This is a genomic window from Streptomyces avidinii (genome assembly GCF_045161815.1).
Lineage (GTDB): Bacteria > Actinomycetota > Actinomycetes > Streptomycetales > Streptomycetaceae > Streptomyces > Streptomyces avidinii.
The window spans coordinates 8,021,327-8,039,513 of the sequence record NZ_CP108863.1 but is presented as its reverse complement, the minus strand read 5'-3'; the positions used below and the strand labels follow the sequence as shown (position 1 = coordinate 8,039,513).

Sequence of the window (18,187 nt, the reverse complement as noted above, 5' to 3'; positions counted from 1 at the left end):
CCCGGGGTACCGCTGGGTGCCCGGGCCGCCCCCGGCAGGAGGTCGATGGGGGAAAGGACGTCCGTGCCGGGGGCGGTGGCAGGAGCCTGTCACCGCCCTGCTCGCGTGGCCTCAACAGCGCATCAACGGCACGTCAACCGGAGCCGAGGCGTGCCTCGGCGTCCGCCGCCTCCGGCATGCGCAGCTCGCGGAACATCTGCAGCGCCTGCCGGTGGTAGTACGCCGCCTGGCCCGGCCGGCCCAGTGCGCCGACCGCGTCTCCCAGCTGGATGAGCGCCCGACCGAGCAGGTACGTGTCGCCGTGCAGGGTGGCCACGTCCCGGGCCTCGGTGGCGTGGGCCACCGCTTCCTCGTGCCGGCCCAGCAGGTTGAAGGCCTCGGCGAGTCCGCCGAGCACCAGCGCTTCGCGGAAGGCCGAGCCCGTCGTGCGCCACAGCCGCAGGCTGGTGCGCAGACAGGCCAGGGCTTCCTGGCGCGCTCCCGTGTACAGCAGGATCTGCCCGAGGGCGCGCAGCGCGTTGGCCTCGCCGGGGCCGTCGCCGCAGGACCGGGCCAGGGCGACGGCGGCGCGGCCCGACCGTACGGCCTCCTCGGCACGTCCGCAGGCCAGTTGGGCCAGGCCAAGGAAGCCGAGGGTGACGGCCTCGCAGGCCGGGCTGTGCGGCTCCCGGCTGAGCGGCAGGGCCTCGGTGAGGTGGCGCAGGGCGGTGGGAAAGTCGCGGTGGGCGAGGGCGCAGCCGCCGAGGGCGTTGAGGGCGTGCGCGAGCAGCGGCCCCCGCTCCTCGCGGCGGAAGACGTCGGCCGCCGTGCGCAGGTGGGGCAGGGCCCGGGCCATGTCGAAGCGGATGGCGAAGGAGCCGCCGAGCAGCAGGTGGGCGATGCCGCCGGCCACCGCGTCGTCCGTGCGCCTCGCCGCGGTCCGTACGGCGCGGGCGGCCCGTTCCAGGTTCCGGGTGCCGGTGCTGTCGCGCCCCAGCGGGTCGCTGGCCAGCAGCAGACGCGCGCAGACGGACGCCGGGACCTCGGGGAAGCCGGCCGCCTGCTCGACCAGCGCGAGCAGGTGCAGCCGTTCGTCGTAGAGCCAGGTGGTGGCCTCCGCCGGGGAGGCGAACCGGCGGCCGGGGTTCGGGACGGGGGCGGGACGGACCACCGACGCATGCACGTCCGTCCCCGTACCCGTACCCGCCCGCGGGGTCGGCAGGTCGTCGGCGGGGAAGGGGTCCCCCGCGGTCGAGGCCCGGTAGGCCTCGCGGGCGACGTCGGTGAAGGTCGTCAGCAATCGCAGCAGGGCGGCTCCGCATTCGGCCGCGGGCAGCTCCTCGGCCCCGGACGACCGGGCGAACAGCCGCAGCAGGTCGTGGTAGCGGTAGCGGCCCGGCGCCGGGGACCGGAGCAGGCCGGCGTCGACGAGCTCCTCGCACAGGGCCTGTGCCCGGGCCCGGGGCCGGTCCAGCAGAGCGGCCGCGCTCAGCCCGCCCAGCTCCGGTACGTCGGGCAGGGCGAGCAGCCGGAACGCGCGCAGCTGTTCCGGGGCGAGCTGCGCGGTGCCCAGCCGGAAGGTGGCGTCCACGGCGGCGCTGTCCCCGCTGAGTTCCGCCAGCCGGCGCCGCTCGTCCGCGAGCCGTCGGGCGGTCTCCGCGACCGGCAGCGTCGGGCAGGCGGCCATCCGGGCGGCGATGACCCGGATGGCGAGCGGGAGCCGGCCGCAGTCGGCGACCAGCGCCCGGGAGGCCGCCTCCTCCGCGCGCACGCGTTGCTCTCCGACGAGCCGGACCAGCAGGTCCAGCGCCACCGCGTCCGGGAGTTCCTCCAGGTGCACGAGGGTCGCGCCGCCCAGGCCGCCGAGTCCGGTGAGCCAGGTCCGGCTGGTGACGAGGAGGCCGCAGCCGGGCGCCGTCGGCAGCAGGTCGCGTACCTGGCGCAGGTCGCGGGCGTTGTCGAGGACGAGGAGCACGCGCCGGTCGGCGAGGAGCGAGCGGTGCAGCGCAACGCGCTCGGCGGTCTCGGCGGGCAGCTGCGCGGGCGTCACCCCCAGGGCGCGCAGGAGGTCCCCCAGGACCTGGTGGGGATCGGCCGGTCGGGCGTCCATCCCGCGCAGGTCGGCGAAGAACACCCCGTCGGGGAAGCTCGCGGCGACCTCGTGCGCGACGCGCACGGCCACGGCCGTCTTGCCGACGCCGCCCATCCCGCTGATCGCGCCCAGCGCCGCGACCGGACCGTTCTCCAGGGCCTGCCGCAGTCGCGCGACCTCCGCGTCGCGACCGACGAGGTCCGGCGTGTCGGGCGGCAGGCTCAGCGTGGGCGACACCAGGGCGGTGGGCGCGGGTAAGGACACCGGTGCGGCTGCCGCCGCCTTCGGCGGGGCGGGTACGCGCGCGGGAGGGCGGCCGCCGCCCGAACGGGACTGCGGGGGGCGGGTGTTGTCGGAGGCCGGCGGGGACCCGGCGCTCGCCGGGCCGCTCGCCGGGCCGCTGCTCGCCGGGCCGGGACCGCCGTCCGCGCCCGCACCCGTACCCGCATCCGTACCTGTACCAGGACCGGCCAGGATGAGCCGGCGTATCCGGTCGAGTTCGGCGCCGGGTCCCGGACCGCCCGGGCCACCGGGGCCACCCGGACCGCGCAGGGCCGCACGGGCCCGCGCGTGGACCTCCAGGGCCTCGGTCTGACGTCCCGTCTCGTACAGGGCGGACATCAGGAGCTCCTGGAGCCGTACGCGCTGCGGGTGGGACCGGGCCAGCACCCGCAGCTCCTCCACGGCCCGCGCGTGGCCCCCGAGCAGCAGCGCGACCTCCCATCTGGCCTCCAGCACCGCCAGCCGCCGCTCGACCAGGGCGCCCCGCTGGGCGGCGGCGAACGGCCCCGGCACCCCGGCCAGGGGTGCTCCGTCCCAGAGCGCCAGCGCGGAGTCGTACAGCGCGAGCGCGTCGCCGGGCCGCGCGGCGAGCACGGAACGCGCGGCACTGCCCGCCCGGCGGTCGAAGACGGTCAGGTCCAGGGCGTCCGGCAGCAGGTGCAGGGCGTAGCCGTTCGGACGGGAGACCAGCACCCGTGCCGGGGTGCGCGGCGCCCGTTCGGGTTCGATCACACGGCGCAGCCCGGCCACGTGGCCGCGCAGGGCCCCGGCTGCCGCCGCGGGCGCGGCGTCGCCCCAGACGGCGTCGATGAGGGTCTGGGTGCTGCCCCTTCGGCCGTGGCGCAGCAGCAGGGTGGTGAGCAGGGCGGCAGCCAGGGGCGGGCGGATGTCCGTCTCCCCCGCTTCGGAACGCACGCGTACGGGTCCGAGCACCCGGAAGGAGAGGGCGGGCGGCGGTGCGGCGGGGGCGCGATGGGCGGGTGACACGGGGATTCTCCAACTGGGGTACGGGAGGGAACGCCGACGGCACGACCGTCGCGGGGGTGCGGGCCCCGCAGGCGCGGTCGTGAGGTCGGGTACGGGTACGGGTACGGCCTGTCGTCAGAAGTCGGGGAAGGGGCGTCGGCCGCTCAGGAGGCCAGGCCCTCCCGCGTGCCGCGCGGTGGCCGCAACGACCGGCTGCCCAGGCTGGGATCCGCCCCGTCGGGGGCGAAGAGCACCGCCGCGGGCCGTTCCCCGTCCGCCTGCGCCCCCGGTCCGTCGTGTCCGTCCTGTCCGTCCTGTCCGTCCTGCTGGACCGCTACGGCGAACTCACGCAGCAGGCCGTGCACGTGGTAGCGGCCGGGTCGGGCGGATTCCAGCCAGCTGCGGTCCACGAGTTCCTCGCACAGGGCGCGGGCCTCGCCCGACGGCACTCCGAGGGCCAGTGCCACGGCTGTCGTGCCGAACTGTCCGTCCGGCTCCCGCAGCAGCGCCACCCGGGCGAACACCGGCCGCAGCGCCGCGGGCAGCCGCCCGTACTCCCGCCGGAACGCCTCGCGCACGGAGAGGTCCGCGATGCCGAGCGCGGTCAGCCGCTGCCGACCGCGCAGGGCCGCCACCACGGAGGCGACCGCCCAGGACGGCCGGGTGGCGAGCCGCATCGCCACGATCCGCAGCGCCAGGGGCAGTCCGCCGCAGCGCTCGGTCAGCTCGACGCAGGCCTCGGGTTCCGCCGCGACGCGCTCCGTGCCGATGGCCGTCTCCAGCCAGGTCAGCGCCTCGTCCCGGGAGAGCACGCCCAGGTGGGTGTGCCGGGCTCCGGCGAGACCGGAGAGTCGTGCCGTGCTGGTGATGAGTGCGGCGCAGCCCGGCCCGCCCGGCAGCAGCGCATCGACGGCGGCCGGGTCGCCGACGTTGTCGAGGACCACCAGGACGCGGGCCTCCGCCAGCTCCGACCGGTAGAGCGCGGCCCGGTCGGTCTGCTGCTCGGGAACGGGCCGGTCGGGTCCCCTGAGCGCCCGGAGGAAGGACTCCAGGACCACCGCCGGATGCACCGCGGTACCGTCCGGGGCGCGCAGGTCGGCGTAGAGCTGACCGTCGGGGAAATGGCCGCGCACCCGGTGGGCGGCATGCACGGCGAGCGCGCTCTTGCCCACGCCGGTCGAGCCGGACACGACGACGACCGGTGCCGGACGGGCCGCGGCCGGTCCACCGGTCAGTTCGCCCGTCAGCTGCGCGAGCGCCTCGTCCCGGCCGGTGAAGTCGGCCAGATCGCGGGGTATCTGGGCCGGGCGCCGGAAACCGTCCGGTACGGGTTCCGGCCCGGTCGGCCCGCCGCCCCCGGGCAGGGCGGGCCGACCTGCCCCGGCGGCCTGCGCCTCGCGCGGGACCTCGTGCGCCGGCTCCACCGCCGCGAGGTCGCTCCCCGTGGCGCCCACGCCGCCACCGCTCGTGATGCCCTCGGCGATCGCGGCCATCTCGCGGCCCGGGTCGATCCCGAACTCCGCCGCCAGCAGCCGCCTGGTCCGCTCGTGCACGGCCAGCGCCTCCCCGTCCTGGCCGCTCAGCACGTACGCCCGCATGAGGAGGGCGCTCAGCCGCTCGCGCAGTGGGTGGCGCTCCGTCAGTTCACGTAACTCCCCCAGCACCCGCACGTGTTCGCCGAGTTCCACGTCGAGCGCGAGGCGCGTCTCCAGAGCGGCGAGCCGCTGCCCCTCCAGCCTGCTCCGCTCCTCCTCGACGCCGGGGCCGCCCAGCCCCGCCAGCGGTTCGTCCCCCCACAGCCCGAGGGCGGAGCGCAACAGGGTCCGCGCCTCCTCGGGGCGGCGCGCCGCACGGGCCAGGTCGGCGGCGGCCACGTCCCGGCCGAACAGCCCGATGTCCACCGCCTCCGCCGGCACCCGCAGGGCGTAGGCACCGTGCTCGGAGACCAGCACCCGCGGGCCGTCGCCGACGCCGTCCGGTATCTCGAGCTCCTTGCGCAGCCGTGAGACGTAGGTGCGCAGCGACCCCACGGCGCGGGCCGGCGGCCGGTCGCCCCAGATGTCGGCCACCAGCGCGTCGACGGGCGCGGGCCGGCCCTGTCGCACCAGAAGCAGCGCCAGCAGGGTCCGCTGCTGGCGCGAACCCAGTTCCAGCTCCTGTGGACCGCGCCAGGCCCGCAGTGGGCCGAGCAGGTCGAATCTCAGCGTTGTCGCCCCGGTGGTCATGTCGCGCCCCCATGCCTCGTTCGTTCCGGCGAACACTCGGGGGGCTGTGCCGTTGCCGGCCGACGCGCCTGCCCCCACCGCGCGAAAGCCCCCTGAACAGCAAGTTTCTCCCATGGCAGGGATACGGACGCGTGAGTTCGGCCATCGGCGCGTCGCGTACGGGTACCGGTGCGCGCGGACAGCCGTGCCTTCCGCCCCTGATGCACGGCCGGGTGGACCGTACCCCTGTCGGGTCCGCCGGCCCGCCCCGCCGCGCCGCCGGGGCGCGGAGGCTGGCCGGATCCTTGCCCCACCCGACTCCGTTACCGTGGGTAGGTCCTCCCGGGGGTGCGGTGGGTCCGCCGGGCAGCAGCGGGCCCGCGCCGGTCAGGCCGGCTTCGCGTCCTGCTGTCGGCGCACCATCTCCGAGATCCAGACGGGCGCGAACGGGGACGTGCAGCCCGGAGAGGTCGGATAGTTCTTGAGCACCTCCAGGCGCTCACCGATGCCGATCGCCCGTGCGCGGTACTCGGCGTGCTCGATCCCGATCTGGGCCAGACAGTGGTTCATCGCCCACTGCAGACGGTCCGGCGCGTCCTTCATCTCCGCCTCGATGACGTCGAGCAGTCCCGCGAGGTCGAGATCCTCAGGCTTTTTCGCGACGCGTTCGGTGGTCAGCGCCCAGCCGGCGCTCGCGACCACCGGGTCCGGATCGGTCGTCCAGGCCGGCCGCAGCTCCTCGGAGTGCGGGTTCTTCTTCACCACGTAGTTCACGAGCCAGTCGTGCACCTTGGGGGTGCGCGAGTCGCGCAGCATGGCGTCCAGCTCGTCGCGCCCGAAGGCCTTCGGGCGGCAGATCAGGAGCGCCAGCAGCCGCGCCGCGCTGTCGCCCGTCTCCCAGAGCCCGCGCGCGAGGTCCTGCTGCGTTTTGAGGCGCTTCGCGATCGCGCGCAGCTTGCCGAGGTTCACACCGTGATCGTCACCGTGCTTCTCGTTCACCGCGCGCGCCTTCGGGTCCTCCAGCGCGGCCAGCTCGGCCATCACCTCGGCCACCATCGTTTCGACCACGTCGGCCTCCCGTCCGTCACCTGCGGGATTCAGCCTATGACGGGAGGCGGCCTGCGCCCTATCCCAGCAGTCGGCGCTTCTGCTCGGCGAACTCCGCCTCGGTCAGCACGCCCTGTTCCTTGAGGGTGCTGAGCTGCTTCAGCTGCTCGATCTTGGCGGTCATGTCGTCCGCCGGGGGCGCGGCGGCCGGCGCCGGGGGCGGGGCGGCCGCCGCCTGCTGTTGCTGCTGTCCCTGCTGCTGGGCCTCCTGCTGTGCCCACCGGCCGCCCTGGCGGCGTGACACGCGGTTGGACACCGCGGTGGCGGTGCCCGCGATGACGGCGGTGCGGGCGACCCCGCGAAGAAGTCCGGGCATGATGCTCATCTCCAGGCTCTGAGGGCTTCACTCTCCGGCGGGCGGGTCCTCCAGGGCGTCCAGCGACGCCAGCAGGGCCTGCACGGGAATCCGTCCGGCGGCCACGAGCTGCGCTCCGCCGCGGCGCAGGGCACGCGCGAAGGGCGCCGCCCAGGTGTTCTCGTAGACGATGATCCCGGCGGCGTTCCCCGGTTCCAGGGCGCCGGCGGCGTCCTGGATGTCGCTGTGGTCGAGCAGACCGGACGCAGCGCCCTCGAAGACGGAGAGGTCGACCTCGCTGCCGAGGTCCTGGAGCTCCACCGCCGTGACCGTGCCGTCCTCGTCCTTGCGGATGAAGGCGAAGTCGAAGATGCGGATGATTCCCCGGTCGACGAGATCGACGAGGATCGGGAGGCCTTCGCCGGTCATCCGGTTGCCCGGGAACTCGACCACGATGTAGTCGACGGGCCCCAGTTCGTCGATGTCGCCCAGATCGGCTCGCGGCTCGGTCTCGCTGCTCATGGCAGCTCCTGTCGGAGAGGGGAAAGTCATTTCATTCCAGCACGCCGCACGCACCCGCGCACGTCTTGCCGCGGACCGCTGACCACGAGGCACGAGGCACGAGGCACGAGGCACGAGGCACCACGACACCTCACCCGGTCAGCTCGTAGATGCTCTGCGCGGTCAGCCAGATGCCGAGCAGCAGGCAGACGAACACGATGGCCTCGTCCTTGTGCGCCTCCATCCACATCCGCATCCGCAGCAGCCGGTCCTGAGCGGCCTCGGGCGCGAACACCATGTACAGCTCCGCCGCCAGCAGGCCGGAACTGGCCAGCAGGCAGAAGCCGAGCAGCGCGAGGTAGGTGGTGGCGTGCGAGGTGTCCGCCTGGACCACCGTCGTCGCACCCGCCGCGACCATGCCCCACGGCTGGAGCAGCACGGCCAGGCCCGCCGCGGCCCACGGCGAGCCGACGTCCATGCGGGAGGGCTTCGACGTGGTGTCCCGGACGGCCTTCACCTTCAGGCGGCGATAGCGGCGCACTCCGTAGGCCACCAGCCACACCCCGATGGCCAGCTTGGCCGCGAGCGCCGCCACGCCGGGCGGGGAACGCGGCGACGGGGGTTCGCCACCGGTCAGCGCCAGCACGATCGCGATCACCACGACGAGGTTGGCCAGCCAGGCCAGGATGAAGGCCAGCCCCTTCCACACGCCCCTCGGCGAGGACACGACGAGGATGAACGCCATCATGGGCAGCGGGTAGAGGGCGATCGCCAGTGCGATGAGCATGAGGTCGAGGACCATGGCGCCCCAATCGTGCGACGACATTCGACACTACGCACCCCGCCGGGCACCGACACCTTTTGCCCATCGAGATGCCGCCTCCGGCCGCGTCCACCAACCTGGACGCACACGAAGGAGACCGCCATGACGACGACCCGGCATCCGCTGCCCGCGCCGCATGCCGCCCCGGGCCGCTGATGGCGTCGGAGCGACGGGCGAGGTGGCGCAGGCGTTCCCGGGAAATGGCCGCGTCCGCCAAGCGACTCCAGGAGCGGGCCGAGACCCGGTTCCCGGTGATCACCAACGTCACCGAGCGCATGGTCGTGGTGAACATCTTCGACTCCGCCACCCGGCTGGCCGCCCAGTGCTTCCTGACCGCCGTGCCCCTGCTCTTCGTCGTCGCCTCGTTCGCCCCGGCGGCCGTACGGGACCAGCTGGTTTCGTCCGTCCGCACGACGTTCGGACTCACCGGTCAGGCGGACGACCAGCTGAAGGACGTGCTCGACGGCTCCGGCGAGGATGACATCCGCAACGCGGTGGGCCTGGCCGGCGCCGTCATCGTGCTCCTCTCGGCGACGGCCGTGAGCCGGGCCATGCAGCGGCTGTGCCGGCGGGCCTGGCAGATCCCGCGGTCCGGGACCCGGATCGCGATCTGGCGCTGGTTCGCCTGGATCGCCGCCTGGATGGTCCTGCTGATCGTCCAGGGACCGGTGCGCGACGGGTTCGGACTCGGCCTGTGGCTCGGGATCCCTCTCACGCTCCTGCTCCAGACCGGGGCGTGGTGGTGGAGCCAGCACCTGCTGCTGGGCGGGATGATCCGATGGCCCCCGCTGCTGCCGGGGGCCCTGCTCACGGCCGTCGCGATCACCGCGTTGTCGCTGGGCGCGCGCGTCTACATGCCGATCGCCCTCAACCGGTCGCTCGCCGCGTACGGGTCCACCGGCTCGGTGTTCGTCATCCTCTCGTGGCTGATCGTGCTGTGTGTGGCGATCGCCATCGGCATCACCATGGGCGCCGCCCTGGCGCAGGAGCCGTACCTGGTGCGGCGGCTGGGCAGCCCCGCGCCGAGCGGGCGGGGCGAGGAGCGCCCGTAGGGGGCGAGTGCCATCCTGGGGGACGGGGCCCCGGTCGCCTGGAGGCTGACAGCGATGACGAAGCGCGACACGACCACGACGACCACGACCACGACCACCACCACGAAGGACGCGGGGCCTGTCCCGTCGGTCGCGGAGCGGGCCGCGAACGGCCGGGCCGCCCGGGCGCGGACGCCGAGGTCCGCCCACGGGGAATTCGAGCCGTCCTCCCACCGGGCGGATCCGGTGGAGGTCATCGAACGGCAGTCCGCCACCCGGGTGCAGGAGCTGGTGCCGATCCGCTACGGCCGGATGGCGGAAGCACCGTTCCGCTTCTACCGGGGTGCCGCCGCGATCATGGCGGGCGACCTGGCCGACACCCCCGACTCGGGCATCAGGGTCCAGCTCTGCGGGGATGCGCACATGCTGAACTTCCGGCTGCTCGGATCGCCGGAGCGCAACCTTCTCTTCGACATCAACGACTTCGACGAGACGCTGCCAGGGCCGTGGGAATGGGACGTCAAGCGGCTCGCGACGAGCCTGGTCATCGCCGGCCGGGAGAACGGCTACTCCGACCGCGAGCGCGCGGACATCGTACGGTCGGGGGTGAGCTCCTACCGACTGCAGATGCGTCGCTTCGCCAAGATGCGCAACCTCGACGTCTGGTACGCGAGGGTGGACGAGGGCCACCTCCAGGCTCTGGCGGAGGGGGCACTGCACACCCGTGGCCGCCGGAACGTGTCGGAGGCGCTGAGCAAGGCGCGCGAGCGCGACAGCCTGCAGGCGTTCGAGAAGCTCACCGAGGTGGTCGACGGCCGGCGTCGCTTCGCCGCCGTGCCACAGCTGATCACGCCGGTGTCCGAACTGATGCCGGGCCAGCGGCCCGACGCGATCGAGGCCCAGCTCCGGGACCTGGTCGGGCGGTACGGAGACAGTCTCCCGACGGACCGCCGTTACCTGCTGGAGCAGTTCACCATCGTCGACATGGCACGCAAGGTGGTGGGCGTCGGCAGTGTCGGCACGCGCTGCTGGATCGTGCTGCTGCTGGGGCGCGACGGCGAGGACCCGCTGATCCTCCAGGCCAAGGAGGCCGGTGAATCGGTACTCGCCGCGTACGCCGGCGCCAGCGAGTACGCAACCGGGGGCGAGCGGGTCGTGGCCGGTCAGCGGCTGATGCAGGCCGCGAGCGACATCTTCCTCGGCTGGCAGCAGACACACGGGCTGGACGGCCGCGAACGTGATTTCTACGTACGCCAGCTCCGCGACTGGAAGGGCATCGCCGAACCCTCCCGGATGGTGCCGCGCGGCATGCGGGTCTTCGCGAGCCTGTGCGGCGTCACCCTGGCGCGGGCGCACGCCCGCTCCGGCGACCGGATCGCGATCGCGTCGTACCTGGGCAGCAGCGACGTATTCGACCGGGCGCTCGTGCGGTTCGCCGAGAGCTACGCGGACCTGAACGAGCGGGACCACCAGCAGCTGGTGGACGCCATCGCATCCGGCCGGGTGACGGCCGCCCCGGCCTGAGCAGGTCCCGGCGGGCACACGCCTTACGGGCACCCGGGGTGCGACGCTCCCGCGACCTGCAGTGCGGCGCCGGCGCCTCATTTGGTCCAGATGTCCAGCAGTCGGTTTGCCGCACGGAAATGATCCGGTGAATCCACGTTGCACACGACGGTGACGGCGGTGTTGCGCCATCCGATGCACGGACACCACCTTCTCACCCTGTTTGGAAGGAGGTCGCCTCAGAGCGGGATCTCGGTGACGGAAAGGCTGGGGCAGGCGAGCAGCCGGCGCACCACTATGGAAGCTGTGCTCTGTCTTGTGATCCCGTTCCTCTGCCGATCGACGGCGGCCCCGCCGGGCCATGCCGTGGCGGTGAGGAGGAACGCACATGATCAACGCTACCGGGTGGTCCGAAGACGCGCACAAGGAGAGGGACGCGCACCAGGAGAGGGAGGCGGCCACCGGTGTCGCGGCCGCTCGGCCGGGTGTCGCCGGCCGTCGCCGACGGCTTGCGTCTGCCGGGTCTGGGTCCGACCAGTGTCCGACGGGGCGCTGGGGGCAGGTGCGGCGCCCGAAGAGGTGGACGCCGATACCGCAGGTATCCGGGAGCGCGGGATTGAACGCCTCTGATTCCCACAGCCGGCGGGGCTCGCGCCCACTCCGGGTGCAGTCGAAGCAGCCACCCGGTAGCGTCGAGAAGGTGCGTTCCGCCTGAACCGCCGCGGCCCGGCGGGGCCGCCGCCGATGTCGGTAGAGGTAACGAGATCACATGCCACAGCACAGCATCCACGCGGTGGCTGCCGTAGCCGCTATGGCCTGCATGGCGGCACTCGGCCCCACGCGCAGCAGTGCCGCTCCAGCACCCGTCCGGCCCGCCGGGCAGCCCAGCCCGGTGGCCCCGTCGTCCCCGTCCCGGTTCGTGCCCGGGCCCTGCCCGAAGCCGCCCGAGCCGATCGAAGCGCTGAGCAACGCACGGTGCGGCTTCCTCGAGGTCCCCGAGAACCGCTCCCATCCCGGCAGCCGCACCATCAAGCTGGCCGTTGCGCGCATTCCGGCAGTATCCGCGAAGCCCGCCGCGGACCCGGTGGTGTTCATGGCGGGCGGCCCCGGCGGAGACACGTTCGACGACATTCCCTTCCTCGTCGACTCCGGCCTGAACAAGGACCGCGAACTGATCGTCATGGCCCAGCGCGGCAACCTCTACGACCGGCCGAACCTCGCCTGCCCGGAGATCGACCGGTTCAACGAGCAGGCCGTCGGTCTGGGCTACGACGCGAAGCAGGCAGAACAGCTCTTCCTCACAGCGGTGAAGGACTGCCGTGGCCGCCTGACGGCCGACGGCACCGACTTGAGCGCATACAACACCACCGCAAACGCAGCGGACTTCGCCGACCTGCGGAAGGCGCTGGGCATCGCCCAGTGGAACGTCTACGGGTACTCCTACGGCAGCAACCTGGCCCTCACCTACCTGCGCCTGCACCCCGAGGGCATCCGCGCGATGGCGATCGACTCGATCCCACCTCCCCAGGTCGTGACGCTGCCATGGACATGGGGCAGCACCGCCGAGGGGATCGACAACATCTTCGACGCGTGCGCCGCGCAGCCCGCCTGCAAGGACCGGTATCCGGACCTCCCCCAGCTGTTGACGGAGCAGGTGCGCAAGCTGGAGGCTCATCCTCTGACGCTGAACGTCCCGCCGTCGGGCGGCGGGAAGCCGGTGAAGACCGTCCTCGACGGGGGCGCCCTGCTGAACCTGATCGTCGCCTTCACCCCCCGGCCCAAGGACCTCCCGGCGGCGCTCGACGAACTCAGCCGCGGAAACCCGGAGCGCTTCGCGAAGGCCCGCGCGGCCGGCTCGGTCCAGAAGGTCGGCGAGTTCGCGCACGGCCTGACGGAATCGGTGGCCTGCAGCGAGTGGGCGCCGGGGTATTCGGAGGCCGATGTGCTGAAGGCAGGCCGGAAGGTCTTCCCCGGGTGGCCGGACACGGTCCTGGCCCAAGTGCCGCAACTGCCCTTCCAGTACCCGGCGTGCCGGATCTGGAACGTCCCGGACCGCGCGGCCGTCCAGCGGGTGGCCACCGTCAGCTCGGTACCGGCGCTCGTCATCTCCGGCACGTTCGACGTGAAGACCGGGGCGAGCTGGGCGGAGGGCGTGGCCCGTAACCTGTCCCACTCGACTGCCATTCGGGTTCCCGGGATCGGCCACTGGGTGGTCCCGCAGTCGCCGTGCGCGCAAAGCGTGCTGGCCTCGTTCCTCGCCCGCCCGACCGCACCCGACACCGCATGCGTGGACGACCTCGAACCCGGACCGTTCACCATCATCCCGAAGTGACCGGAAGGTCAGACGACACGTCATCACTGAGGCCCCTTCCCCGATGCCGGACGACGACCGCGCGCGCTGACCTTCCGGCCAGTCCCGGCCCACCGCCGGCGACCCTGCAGCTGGTCGGGCCGGGCGGCTTTAGGTTGACCTGCGAAAACTCAAAGGGTGCTACCGACGACACGGGACCCGTCGTCCTGGGCCGCGACCTCCGCCGCCGACGAAACGACGAGATGCCACAGCTCGGCCAGCGGCACCCACCGCAGGACCGAGCCGCCCTCCACCTGCCGTGCATCCTCCGGGGGCGGGCGCGCCAGCGCTTGGTACCAAGGCCATCCTTCACACCGGTTCGGCCTGATGCGTGTGGAGTCGAGGGCGGCCACCCCCACCGTCCCGGCCCGGGTGCACAACTCATGCGGGCAGTGTGCTCGCAGGCTTTTTTCCCCCCGAGTCCGGGAGCGGCCGGCCCTGTCCCGATACCGGCCGCGCCGGTGCCGGTGCGGAGGTGCCGTTGCGTGGCCTTTAGCCTGTGTCTTCGCCGGAACACACCGTTCCGGCATGTCGCACGCGTACCGGGGGGACACATGGGCAGGCCTGTGGGCGGCCGCCGCAGAGCGAAGTGGGCGGGGGTCGCGGCACTCGCGATCGCTGCCGTCGCCGGCGGGGTCGCTCTGATCGCGGCGGCCCCGGCCGAGGAGTACCCCGCCACCGACGGCTGGGTCCGGGAGCCGGCGGCGTCCAAAGCTCCGCCTCGCCCTGGGGGCGACCCCTCGCGCGCTGCGGTCTCGGCGGAACTCGCCTCCGCCGCAGCGGCGGCCGGGCTCACCGCAGGCCCGGTCTACCCCGCAGAGGAGGGCGGGACGGCCGAGTGCATCGCGGACTGGACCGGCGACGGCCCCGCCGCCGAGGCGCGGCTGGCCGCCCTGGAGACCGCGTTGGAAGAACGCGGCTGGCAGGTCATGGCACGCCGGGGAGATCCCGTCCCGGAAGTGGCCCTGCGCAGCGGCTCCTGGCGGCTGGAGCTGCACAACGGCGGCCTCCTGAACACCGCCACCCTGGTCGCCAGGCGCTCCACGGCGCCCTGCGACGAGGCCTTCCGTCACGAGGAGGAGACTCGGGGGCCGCGAGGCTGACCCATGCGGCAGCGTCCAGGGCCCACCGGTGCTGCCGGTCGGGGCTGAGCAGCGCGTGGTGCCGGGCGGCTTACGGCCCGGTGCCGGGTTCTACAGCCAGCCGTTGCGGCGGAAGCGCGGTAGAGCGCGCCTGCCGCGAGTGCCATGAGGCCCACGGCCGGCGGGTAGCCGTAGCTCCAGCCGAGTTCCGGCATGTGCACGAAGTTCATCCCGTACACGCCGGCGACCATGGTGGGGATCGCGAAGATCGCCGCCCGTGCCGAGATGCGCCGCATGTCGTCGTTCTGCAACGTGCCCACCCGGGCCTGCTCGCGCCGAGGACCGAGTCCAGCAGCTCGTCCAGGGTCCTCACCCAGGCCTTCAACCGGGCCGCTGCCTGCCCTTCACCACCGTCGGCCGTCTCATGGCGGCGATCCTGGCTTCGGCCTGGTAGGCGTGCCGGCCTTCGGACGGCAACGAGTCGACGCTGCAGGGCTGTCCTCCGTCGGTGCGGCAGCAGCGGCACACTCCCGTGTGGCCGCCAATATGGCGTCGACGGAGGCCTCGGGTCCGGGCCCCTCAGGCCAGGTTGGCCAGGAGGGCGTAGGTGAACACGGCCGTCACCCAGGTCCACAGGACGGCGAGGGCGGCGTGTCCGGCGGTGCGGAAGCGGTCTCCGCGCCACAGGGCGGGTGAGAAGTAGAGGAACTGAAATGCCCAGCGGGCGTCCCAGAACAGGGTCTGGCCCGCCAGTAGAGCCGTACCGAGTGAGGTACGGGCGAGGAGTTCGGGGGCGAAGCACAGGGGCAGCAGACCGAGCAGGACGCAGGTCAGGCCGATGAAGAAGAGTCATCACGAACATCGGCAGAGCGGGCCCGTGGCCCCTACCGGCCACCTCGCGCAGCAGCCACTCGGTATCATCCGGAAGCCACCGCCGGCGGACCCGCCTTTACGACACCCGAGGAGATCCTGATGAGACCCGGCTGGCAGGCCACACTCGGTGTCCTCGTCGTCGTCATGGCGGTGTTCGGGTCGTACCTGGTACTCCCCCTCCTGCCAAGACCCGCCTGGCCGGCCATCACCTGGTCGGTCGTGCTCCTCCCCGCTGTCGCCTTCATCGCCCTGATCCGCGCCGTGCTGCGGATCCGCTACCTGAACCGGCGAACCAACGGCGACATCTCCGAAACCTGATCCGGTCCTGCCGGCGTTCGGTTCACGGGCCCGGGTGGCCGGGGAGAACCGGGACCGGTTCGCCTTCAAGGTGTTGCGGGACACGATCGCCGACCACTTCCGGCGCCGCAGCCGCGGGCCTGATGCGCCTATCCGAGTGCCTTTCGGATGTCCCGCGAGCGAGCGACGCACGCTGGGGGTATGTCGTTTCGCACGAGGTGGCCCCGGGATCCATGAGGAGATCAGCCGTGTACGCAGTGGTTCGGCGGTATGAAGGGGTGACTGATCCTGCCGAGGCGGGACGCCGAGTGGACGAGGGATTCGTACCTCTCCTCCGCCAAGTCCCCGGATTCGTGGCCTACTACTGGATTGACGCAGGGGGCGGAGTGATGCTCTCCACCAGCGTCTACGAAGACCAGGACGGGGCCGAAGAGTCGGTCAAGAGGGCGGCCGACTTCGTACGGGACAACCTCGCGTCGCTGCTGCCCCAACCTCCCCAGGTCACGGCCGGCCAGGTTGTGGCTGCTGGGTAACGCCTCCGGCGTGGGTCGGGATCCACGTACCCTCCATGCCGGTGACCGGGCATCTCAAGGGACTCCGGCCAGAGCCGTTCAGTTCGATCAAGAGGGGCCGGGGGTCGAGTGGGCGAGCCGGTGAGCGAAGAGTGGCGGCCCCGGCCTCCTGATCGCGCTGTCGTACCCGCATGCGAGAGTTGCTCGGGCATGGTCACTGTGGCGCCTTCGACGGATTCCTCTGGATGGACCGGCCCGTGGACGGCACGCCGGACGAGCTGCAACGGCTCTGGCCCCGGTCAGGGGGCAAGTGCGACCTGCACCTCACCGATCCCGGCCGCTGCCCGTTCCCCTTCCACCCCCGGCCGGGCGGCCTGATCGAGTGGGGCGGAGAAGAAGACGGCACCGTCTACTACTTCCTCCCCGAGGAACCGGATCCGGCCGACTGGCGACTGGCGACTGGTGGTCGAGACGGAGGACGGCGTATGGCACGAGGTTCCCGGCCCCGTCACCGAATTCCTGCTCGCCCTCGTCGAAGGACCGCACCGCCCCTCCTTCCTGAGCCGCTACCGTCCCGGCCCCAGCATCCGCTACCACCAGACCCCCACCCCCTGAGCGAAGCCGAACACCCACGGGTCCCGCCGGGGCCAGACCCTCTACCACCCCACAACCCCAGTCCGACAGTGTCGGCTCTCGTACCTGGCCTGCGATGATGATGGAGTGCCAGAGCCCGGGACCACTGCCGTCGTCATTGTTCTGCCCGATGCCGCCCCGCTGCTCGATGCTGCGTGGCGGATCGACCCGGTCCTGGTGCGTCCTGGGATTCCGGCGCACGTCTCGCTCCTCTACCCGTTCGTGCCGGAGTCGGCGCTGACAGGTCAGGACGAGAAGGGTGCGCGTTCCCTTGCAGCGAGCTTTCCGGCAGCTGATCTCCTCTTGGAGGAGCTCGTGACGGCGTCCGGCTTTGTCGGCGTCGCCGTTCCGCAACTCCAGCCGATCGTCGATGCGTTCCACGCCCAGTGGCCGGGATTGCGCCCGTACAGAGGCCGCTACGGGGCGCGGCCCGCCGCCCATGTCACGGTGGCCATGGGTGCGGACGACCCGACAACCGCCGCCCGAGTCCGCGCCGCGGTCGGCGGTCTGCTGCCACTGCGCACCCGCGCGGCGGCGCTCCAGCTGGTGGTGCTGACGGAGGAAGGCTGGCGGCCGCGGTTCACCGCGCCGCTCGGCGGGCCGCACGGACGGTGAACACCGTCCGCCAGTCCATCCCGCCAATTCCGGTACAGCCAGCCCCTGTACGGGCGGGCGTCAGTCGCGGGCGCGGGTCCCGGCGGCGAGCACACCCACCGCCGCGACGATCCCCAGCGCCCACGCCACGGCCGTACCCACACCCCCCAGGGCCACGGGCATCCCCAGCATCCGGCCGTACAGCACGGGCGCGTACAGCAGCAGGACGGCAGCGGGCAGCGGCACCACCACGGCGAACACCTCGGTGAAACCGAACGACTGGCTGCGCCCCCCGGGAAGGAACAGGGCCCGCCTCAACAACCGGTACATGCGGACCGACGCCACCACCGCCACCACCCCGACCCCCACCGGGTACCACCGGGCCTCGGCCAACAACACCACCAGATAGTCCATCCACCGCATTCTGCCGGGCCGCTCCCGGAGACCGGCGAAGTCGGGCCTCTCGAGGAGCAGTTAGCCCACCGGGTAGGTCAGGTCGGGGGCATCGGGTGCGGTTCCTGCCAGGGCGCGCAGCCGGGCGACGCAGCCGGTGATCCGGCGGTCCCAGTCGGGAAAGAAGGTGCGTGCGGTGGGGTGGAGGAAGAGGTAGCGGGCGAGGTTGCGGTGCTTGGCCGGCCAGTCCTCCAGCCCCGCGTAGAGGGCGAGGCCGCCGGGGTTCCAGGCCAGCATGTCCGTGCTGCGGCTGATCACGTACGCCGGGTTGGGGCGCAGCGACTCCGGCGGGTCTCCTTGCCGCGTTCCAGGCGTACGTAGTAGTCGATGCCGATCCCGGCGAGGGTGGCCAGATCCTCGCGGCGCGGCCCCGGCGTGCGGCGCAGTCCGGAGCCGACGGTGAGGCCGGCCTGCTGGACACCGCTCCGACCCGGGCGGTCGTGCGGTGGGGGCCCTGTCATTACCCCCGAACAGCCCGCCCTGCCTGCGGACGCGAAAGAGCGCGAGGGCGGGTGAACGACGACCTGTGGGCGCCCGACCGGCAGCCGACGGTGAATCGCCGTCCGTGTCCGCGCGTCGCGGTGAGCGGGTACGGGTTGGCGTCCAGGGT

16 protein-coding genes and 1 pseudogene are annotated in these 18,187 nt (G+C 72.8%); 8 read left to right on the top strand and 9 right to left on the bottom strand.

Features of this window, described 5'->3' with window-relative positions; genetic code table 11:
* Nucleotides 1-133 precede the first annotated feature (133 nt).
* The 6 genes from OG373_RS36345 to OG373_RS36320 all read right to left on the bottom strand — a co-directional run bounded on the left by OG373_RS36345 (nucleotide 134) and on the right by OG373_RS36320 (nucleotide 8,228).
* Nucleotides 134-3,340 carry an AfsR/SARP family transcriptional regulator gene (locus tag OG373_RS36345; RefSeq protein WP_405442938.1) on the bottom strand — a complete coding sequence of 1,069 codons (3,207 nt, stop codon included), beginning with the start codon at nucleotides 3,338-3,340 and terminating at the stop codon, nucleotides 134-136.
* 143 nt (nucleotides 3,341-3,483) lie between these two features.
* Nucleotides 3,484-5,544 (bottom strand): BTAD domain-containing putative transcriptional regulator, encoded by a 2,061-nt coding sequence (locus OG373_RS36340; RefSeq protein ID WP_405442936.1) that lies wholly within the window; start codon nucleotides 5,542-5,544, stop codon nucleotides 3,484-3,486.
* 366 nt (nucleotides 5,545-5,910) lie between these two features.
* Nucleotides 5,911-6,579: a DNA alkylation repair protein gene (locus tag OG373_RS36335; protein WP_405444333.1), complete on the bottom strand. Its 669-nt coding sequence runs from the start codon at nucleotides 6,577-6,579 to the stop codon at nucleotides 5,911-5,913.
* 70 nt (nucleotides 6,580-6,649) lie between these two features.
* The gene (locus OG373_RS36330) at nucleotides 6,650-6,946 is read right to left on the bottom strand and encodes an SHOCT domain-containing protein (protein WP_405442934.1); all 297 of its coding nucleotides are present in this window, start codon (nucleotides 6,944-6,946) and stop codon (nucleotides 6,650-6,652) included.
* A 27-nt stretch (nucleotides 6,947-6,973) separates the two neighbouring features.
* Complete coding sequence (locus OG373_RS36325) at nucleotides 6,974-7,447, bottom strand: DUF6325 family protein (RefSeq protein ID WP_405442932.1); 474 nt, start codon at nucleotides 7,445-7,447, stop codon at nucleotides 6,974-6,976.
* Nucleotides 7,448-7,577: 130 nt separating this feature from the next.
* Nucleotides 7,578-8,228, bottom strand: coding sequence for a GAP family protein (locus tag OG373_RS36320; RefSeq protein ID WP_397734765.1), 651 nt, complete (start codon nucleotides 8,226-8,228; stop codon nucleotides 7,578-7,580).
* A 221-nt stretch (nucleotides 8,229-8,449) separates the two neighbouring features.
* On the opposite strand from OG373_RS36320, the gene OG373_RS36315 reads away from it, so the two are divergent.
* From OG373_RS36315 to OG373_RS36300, 4 genes are all read left to right on the top strand, one after another.
* Nucleotides 8,450-9,301: a YhjD/YihY/BrkB family envelope integrity protein gene (locus tag OG373_RS36315; RefSeq protein ID WP_405442931.1), complete on the top strand. Its 852-nt coding sequence runs from the start codon at nucleotides 8,450-8,452 to the stop codon at nucleotides 9,299-9,301.
* A gap of 54 nt (nucleotides 9,302-9,355) precedes the next feature.
* A complete protein-coding gene (locus tag OG373_RS36310; protein WP_405442929.1) occupies nucleotides 9,356-10,804 on the top strand; it encodes a DUF2252 domain-containing protein in 1,449 nt (482 codons plus the stop codon).
* A 748-nt stretch (nucleotides 10,805-11,552) separates the two neighbouring features.
* Nucleotides 11,553-13,115 carry an alpha/beta fold hydrolase gene (locus OG373_RS36305; protein ID WP_405442927.1) on the top strand — a complete coding sequence of 521 codons (1,563 nt, stop codon included), beginning with the start codon at nucleotides 11,553-11,555 and terminating at the stop codon, nucleotides 13,113-13,115.
* A 572-nt stretch (nucleotides 13,116-13,687) separates the two neighbouring features.
* Nucleotides 13,688-14,236 carry a hypothetical protein gene (locus tag OG373_RS36300; protein ID WP_405442925.1) on the top strand — a complete coding sequence of 183 codons (549 nt, stop codon included), beginning with the start codon at nucleotides 13,688-13,690 and terminating at the stop codon, nucleotides 14,234-14,236.
* Here the strand turns inward: OG373_RS36300 and OG373_RS36295 are convergent.
* On the bottom strand, nucleotides 14,203-14,511 hold the full coding sequence (locus OG373_RS36295) for a CorA family divalent cation transporter (protein ID WP_405444331.1): 309 nt from the start codon (nucleotides 14,509-14,511) through the stop codon (nucleotides 14,203-14,205). The two genes, OG373_RS36300 and OG373_RS36295, sit on opposite strands and share 34 nt — an antisense overlap.
* A 676-nt stretch (nucleotides 14,512-15,187) precedes the next feature.
* Here OG373_RS36295 and OG373_RS36290 point away from each other — a divergent pair.
* The 4 genes from OG373_RS36290 (at nucleotide 15,188) to OG373_RS36275 (ending at nucleotide 17,145) form a co-directional block, all read left to right on the top strand.
* Nucleotides 15,188-15,406 carry a hypothetical protein gene (locus tag OG373_RS36290; RefSeq protein ID WP_405442923.1) on the top strand — a complete coding sequence of 73 codons (219 nt, stop codon included), beginning with the start codon at nucleotides 15,188-15,190 and terminating at the stop codon, nucleotides 15,404-15,406.
* Nucleotides 15,407-15,774: 368 nt separating this feature from the next.
* Nucleotides 15,775-15,918 (top strand): hypothetical protein, encoded by a 144-nt coding sequence (locus OG373_RS36285; RefSeq protein ID WP_405442921.1) that lies wholly within the window; start codon nucleotides 15,775-15,777, stop codon nucleotides 15,916-15,918.
* A 441-nt stretch (nucleotides 15,919-16,359) separates the two neighbouring features.
* The gene (locus OG373_RS36280) at nucleotides 16,360-16,512 is read left to right on the top strand and encodes a hypothetical protein (protein WP_405442920.1); all 153 of its coding nucleotides are present in this window, start codon (nucleotides 16,360-16,362) and stop codon (nucleotides 16,510-16,512) included.
* A gap of 105 nt (nucleotides 16,513-16,617) precedes the next feature.
* Nucleotides 16,618-17,145 (top strand): 2'-5' RNA ligase family protein, encoded by a 528-nt coding sequence (locus OG373_RS36275; RefSeq protein ID WP_405442919.1) that lies wholly within the window; start codon nucleotides 16,618-16,620, stop codon nucleotides 17,143-17,145.
* Nucleotides 17,146-17,205: 60 nt separating this feature from the next.
* Here OG373_RS36275 and OG373_RS36270 read toward each other — a convergent pair whose 3' ends face one another.
* Both OG373_RS36270 and OG373_RS36265 read right to left on the bottom strand, forming a co-directional pair.
* Nucleotides 17,206-17,538 (bottom strand): hypothetical protein, encoded by a 333-nt coding sequence (locus tag OG373_RS36270; protein WP_405442917.1) that lies wholly within the window; start codon nucleotides 17,536-17,538, stop codon nucleotides 17,206-17,208.
* A 63-nt stretch (nucleotides 17,539-17,601) separates the two neighbouring features.
* Nucleotides 17,602-18,038: pseudogene (locus tag OG373_RS36265) on the bottom strand (transcriptional regulator); the annotation flags it as partial.
* Nucleotides 18,039-18,187 lie beyond the last annotated feature (149 nt).

Bases quoted from the DNA above. Each gene is read 5' to 3' on its own strand.
- OG373_RS36340 (WP_405442936.1), bottom strand. From the start codon at position 5,544: ATGACCACCGGGGCGACAACGCTGAGATTCGACCTGCTCGGCCCACTG.
- OG373_RS36335 (WP_405444333.1), bottom strand. From the start codon at position 6,579: ATGGTGGCCGAGGTGATGGCCGAGCTGGCCGCGCTGGAGGACCCGAAG.
- OG373_RS36330 (WP_405442934.1), bottom strand. From the start codon at position 6,946: ATGCCCGGACTTCTTCGCGGGGTCGCCCGCACCGCCGTCATCGCGGGC.
- OG373_RS36325 (WP_405442932.1), bottom strand. From the start codon at position 7,447: ATGAGCAGCGAGACCGAGCCGCGAGCCGATCTGGGCGACATCGACGAA.
- OG373_RS36320 (WP_397734765.1), bottom strand. From the start codon at position 8,228: ATGGTCCTCGACCTCATGCTCATCGCACTGGCGATCGCCCTCTACCCG.
- OG373_RS36315 (WP_405442931.1), top strand. From the start codon at position 8,450: ATGGCCGCGTCCGCCAAGCGACTCCAGGAGCGGGCCGAGACCCGGTTC.
- OG373_RS36310 (WP_405442929.1), top strand. From the start codon at position 9,356: ATGACGAAGCGCGACACGACCACGACGACCACGACCACGACCACCACC.
- OG373_RS36305 (WP_405442927.1), top strand. From the start codon at position 11,553: ATGCCACAGCACAGCATCCACGCGGTGGCTGCCGTAGCCGCTATGGCC.
- OG373_RS36300 (WP_405442925.1), top strand. From the start codon at position 13,688: ATGGGCAGGCCTGTGGGCGGCCGCCGCAGAGCGAAGTGGGCGGGGGTC.
- OG373_RS36295 (WP_405444331.1), bottom strand. From the start codon at position 14,511: ATGCGGCGCATCTCGGCACGGGCGGCGATCTTCGCGATCCCCACCATG.
- OG373_RS36290 (WP_405442923.1), top strand. From the start codon at position 15,188: ATGAGACCCGGCTGGCAGGCCACACTCGGTGTCCTCGTCGTCGTCATG.
- OG373_RS36285 (WP_405442921.1), top strand. From the start codon at position 15,775: ATGCTCTCCACCAGCGTCTACGAAGACCAGGACGGGGCCGAAGAGTCG.
- OG373_RS36270 (WP_405442917.1), bottom strand. From the start codon at position 17,538: ATGGACTATCTGGTGGTGTTGTTGGCCGAGGCCCGGTGGTACCCGGTG.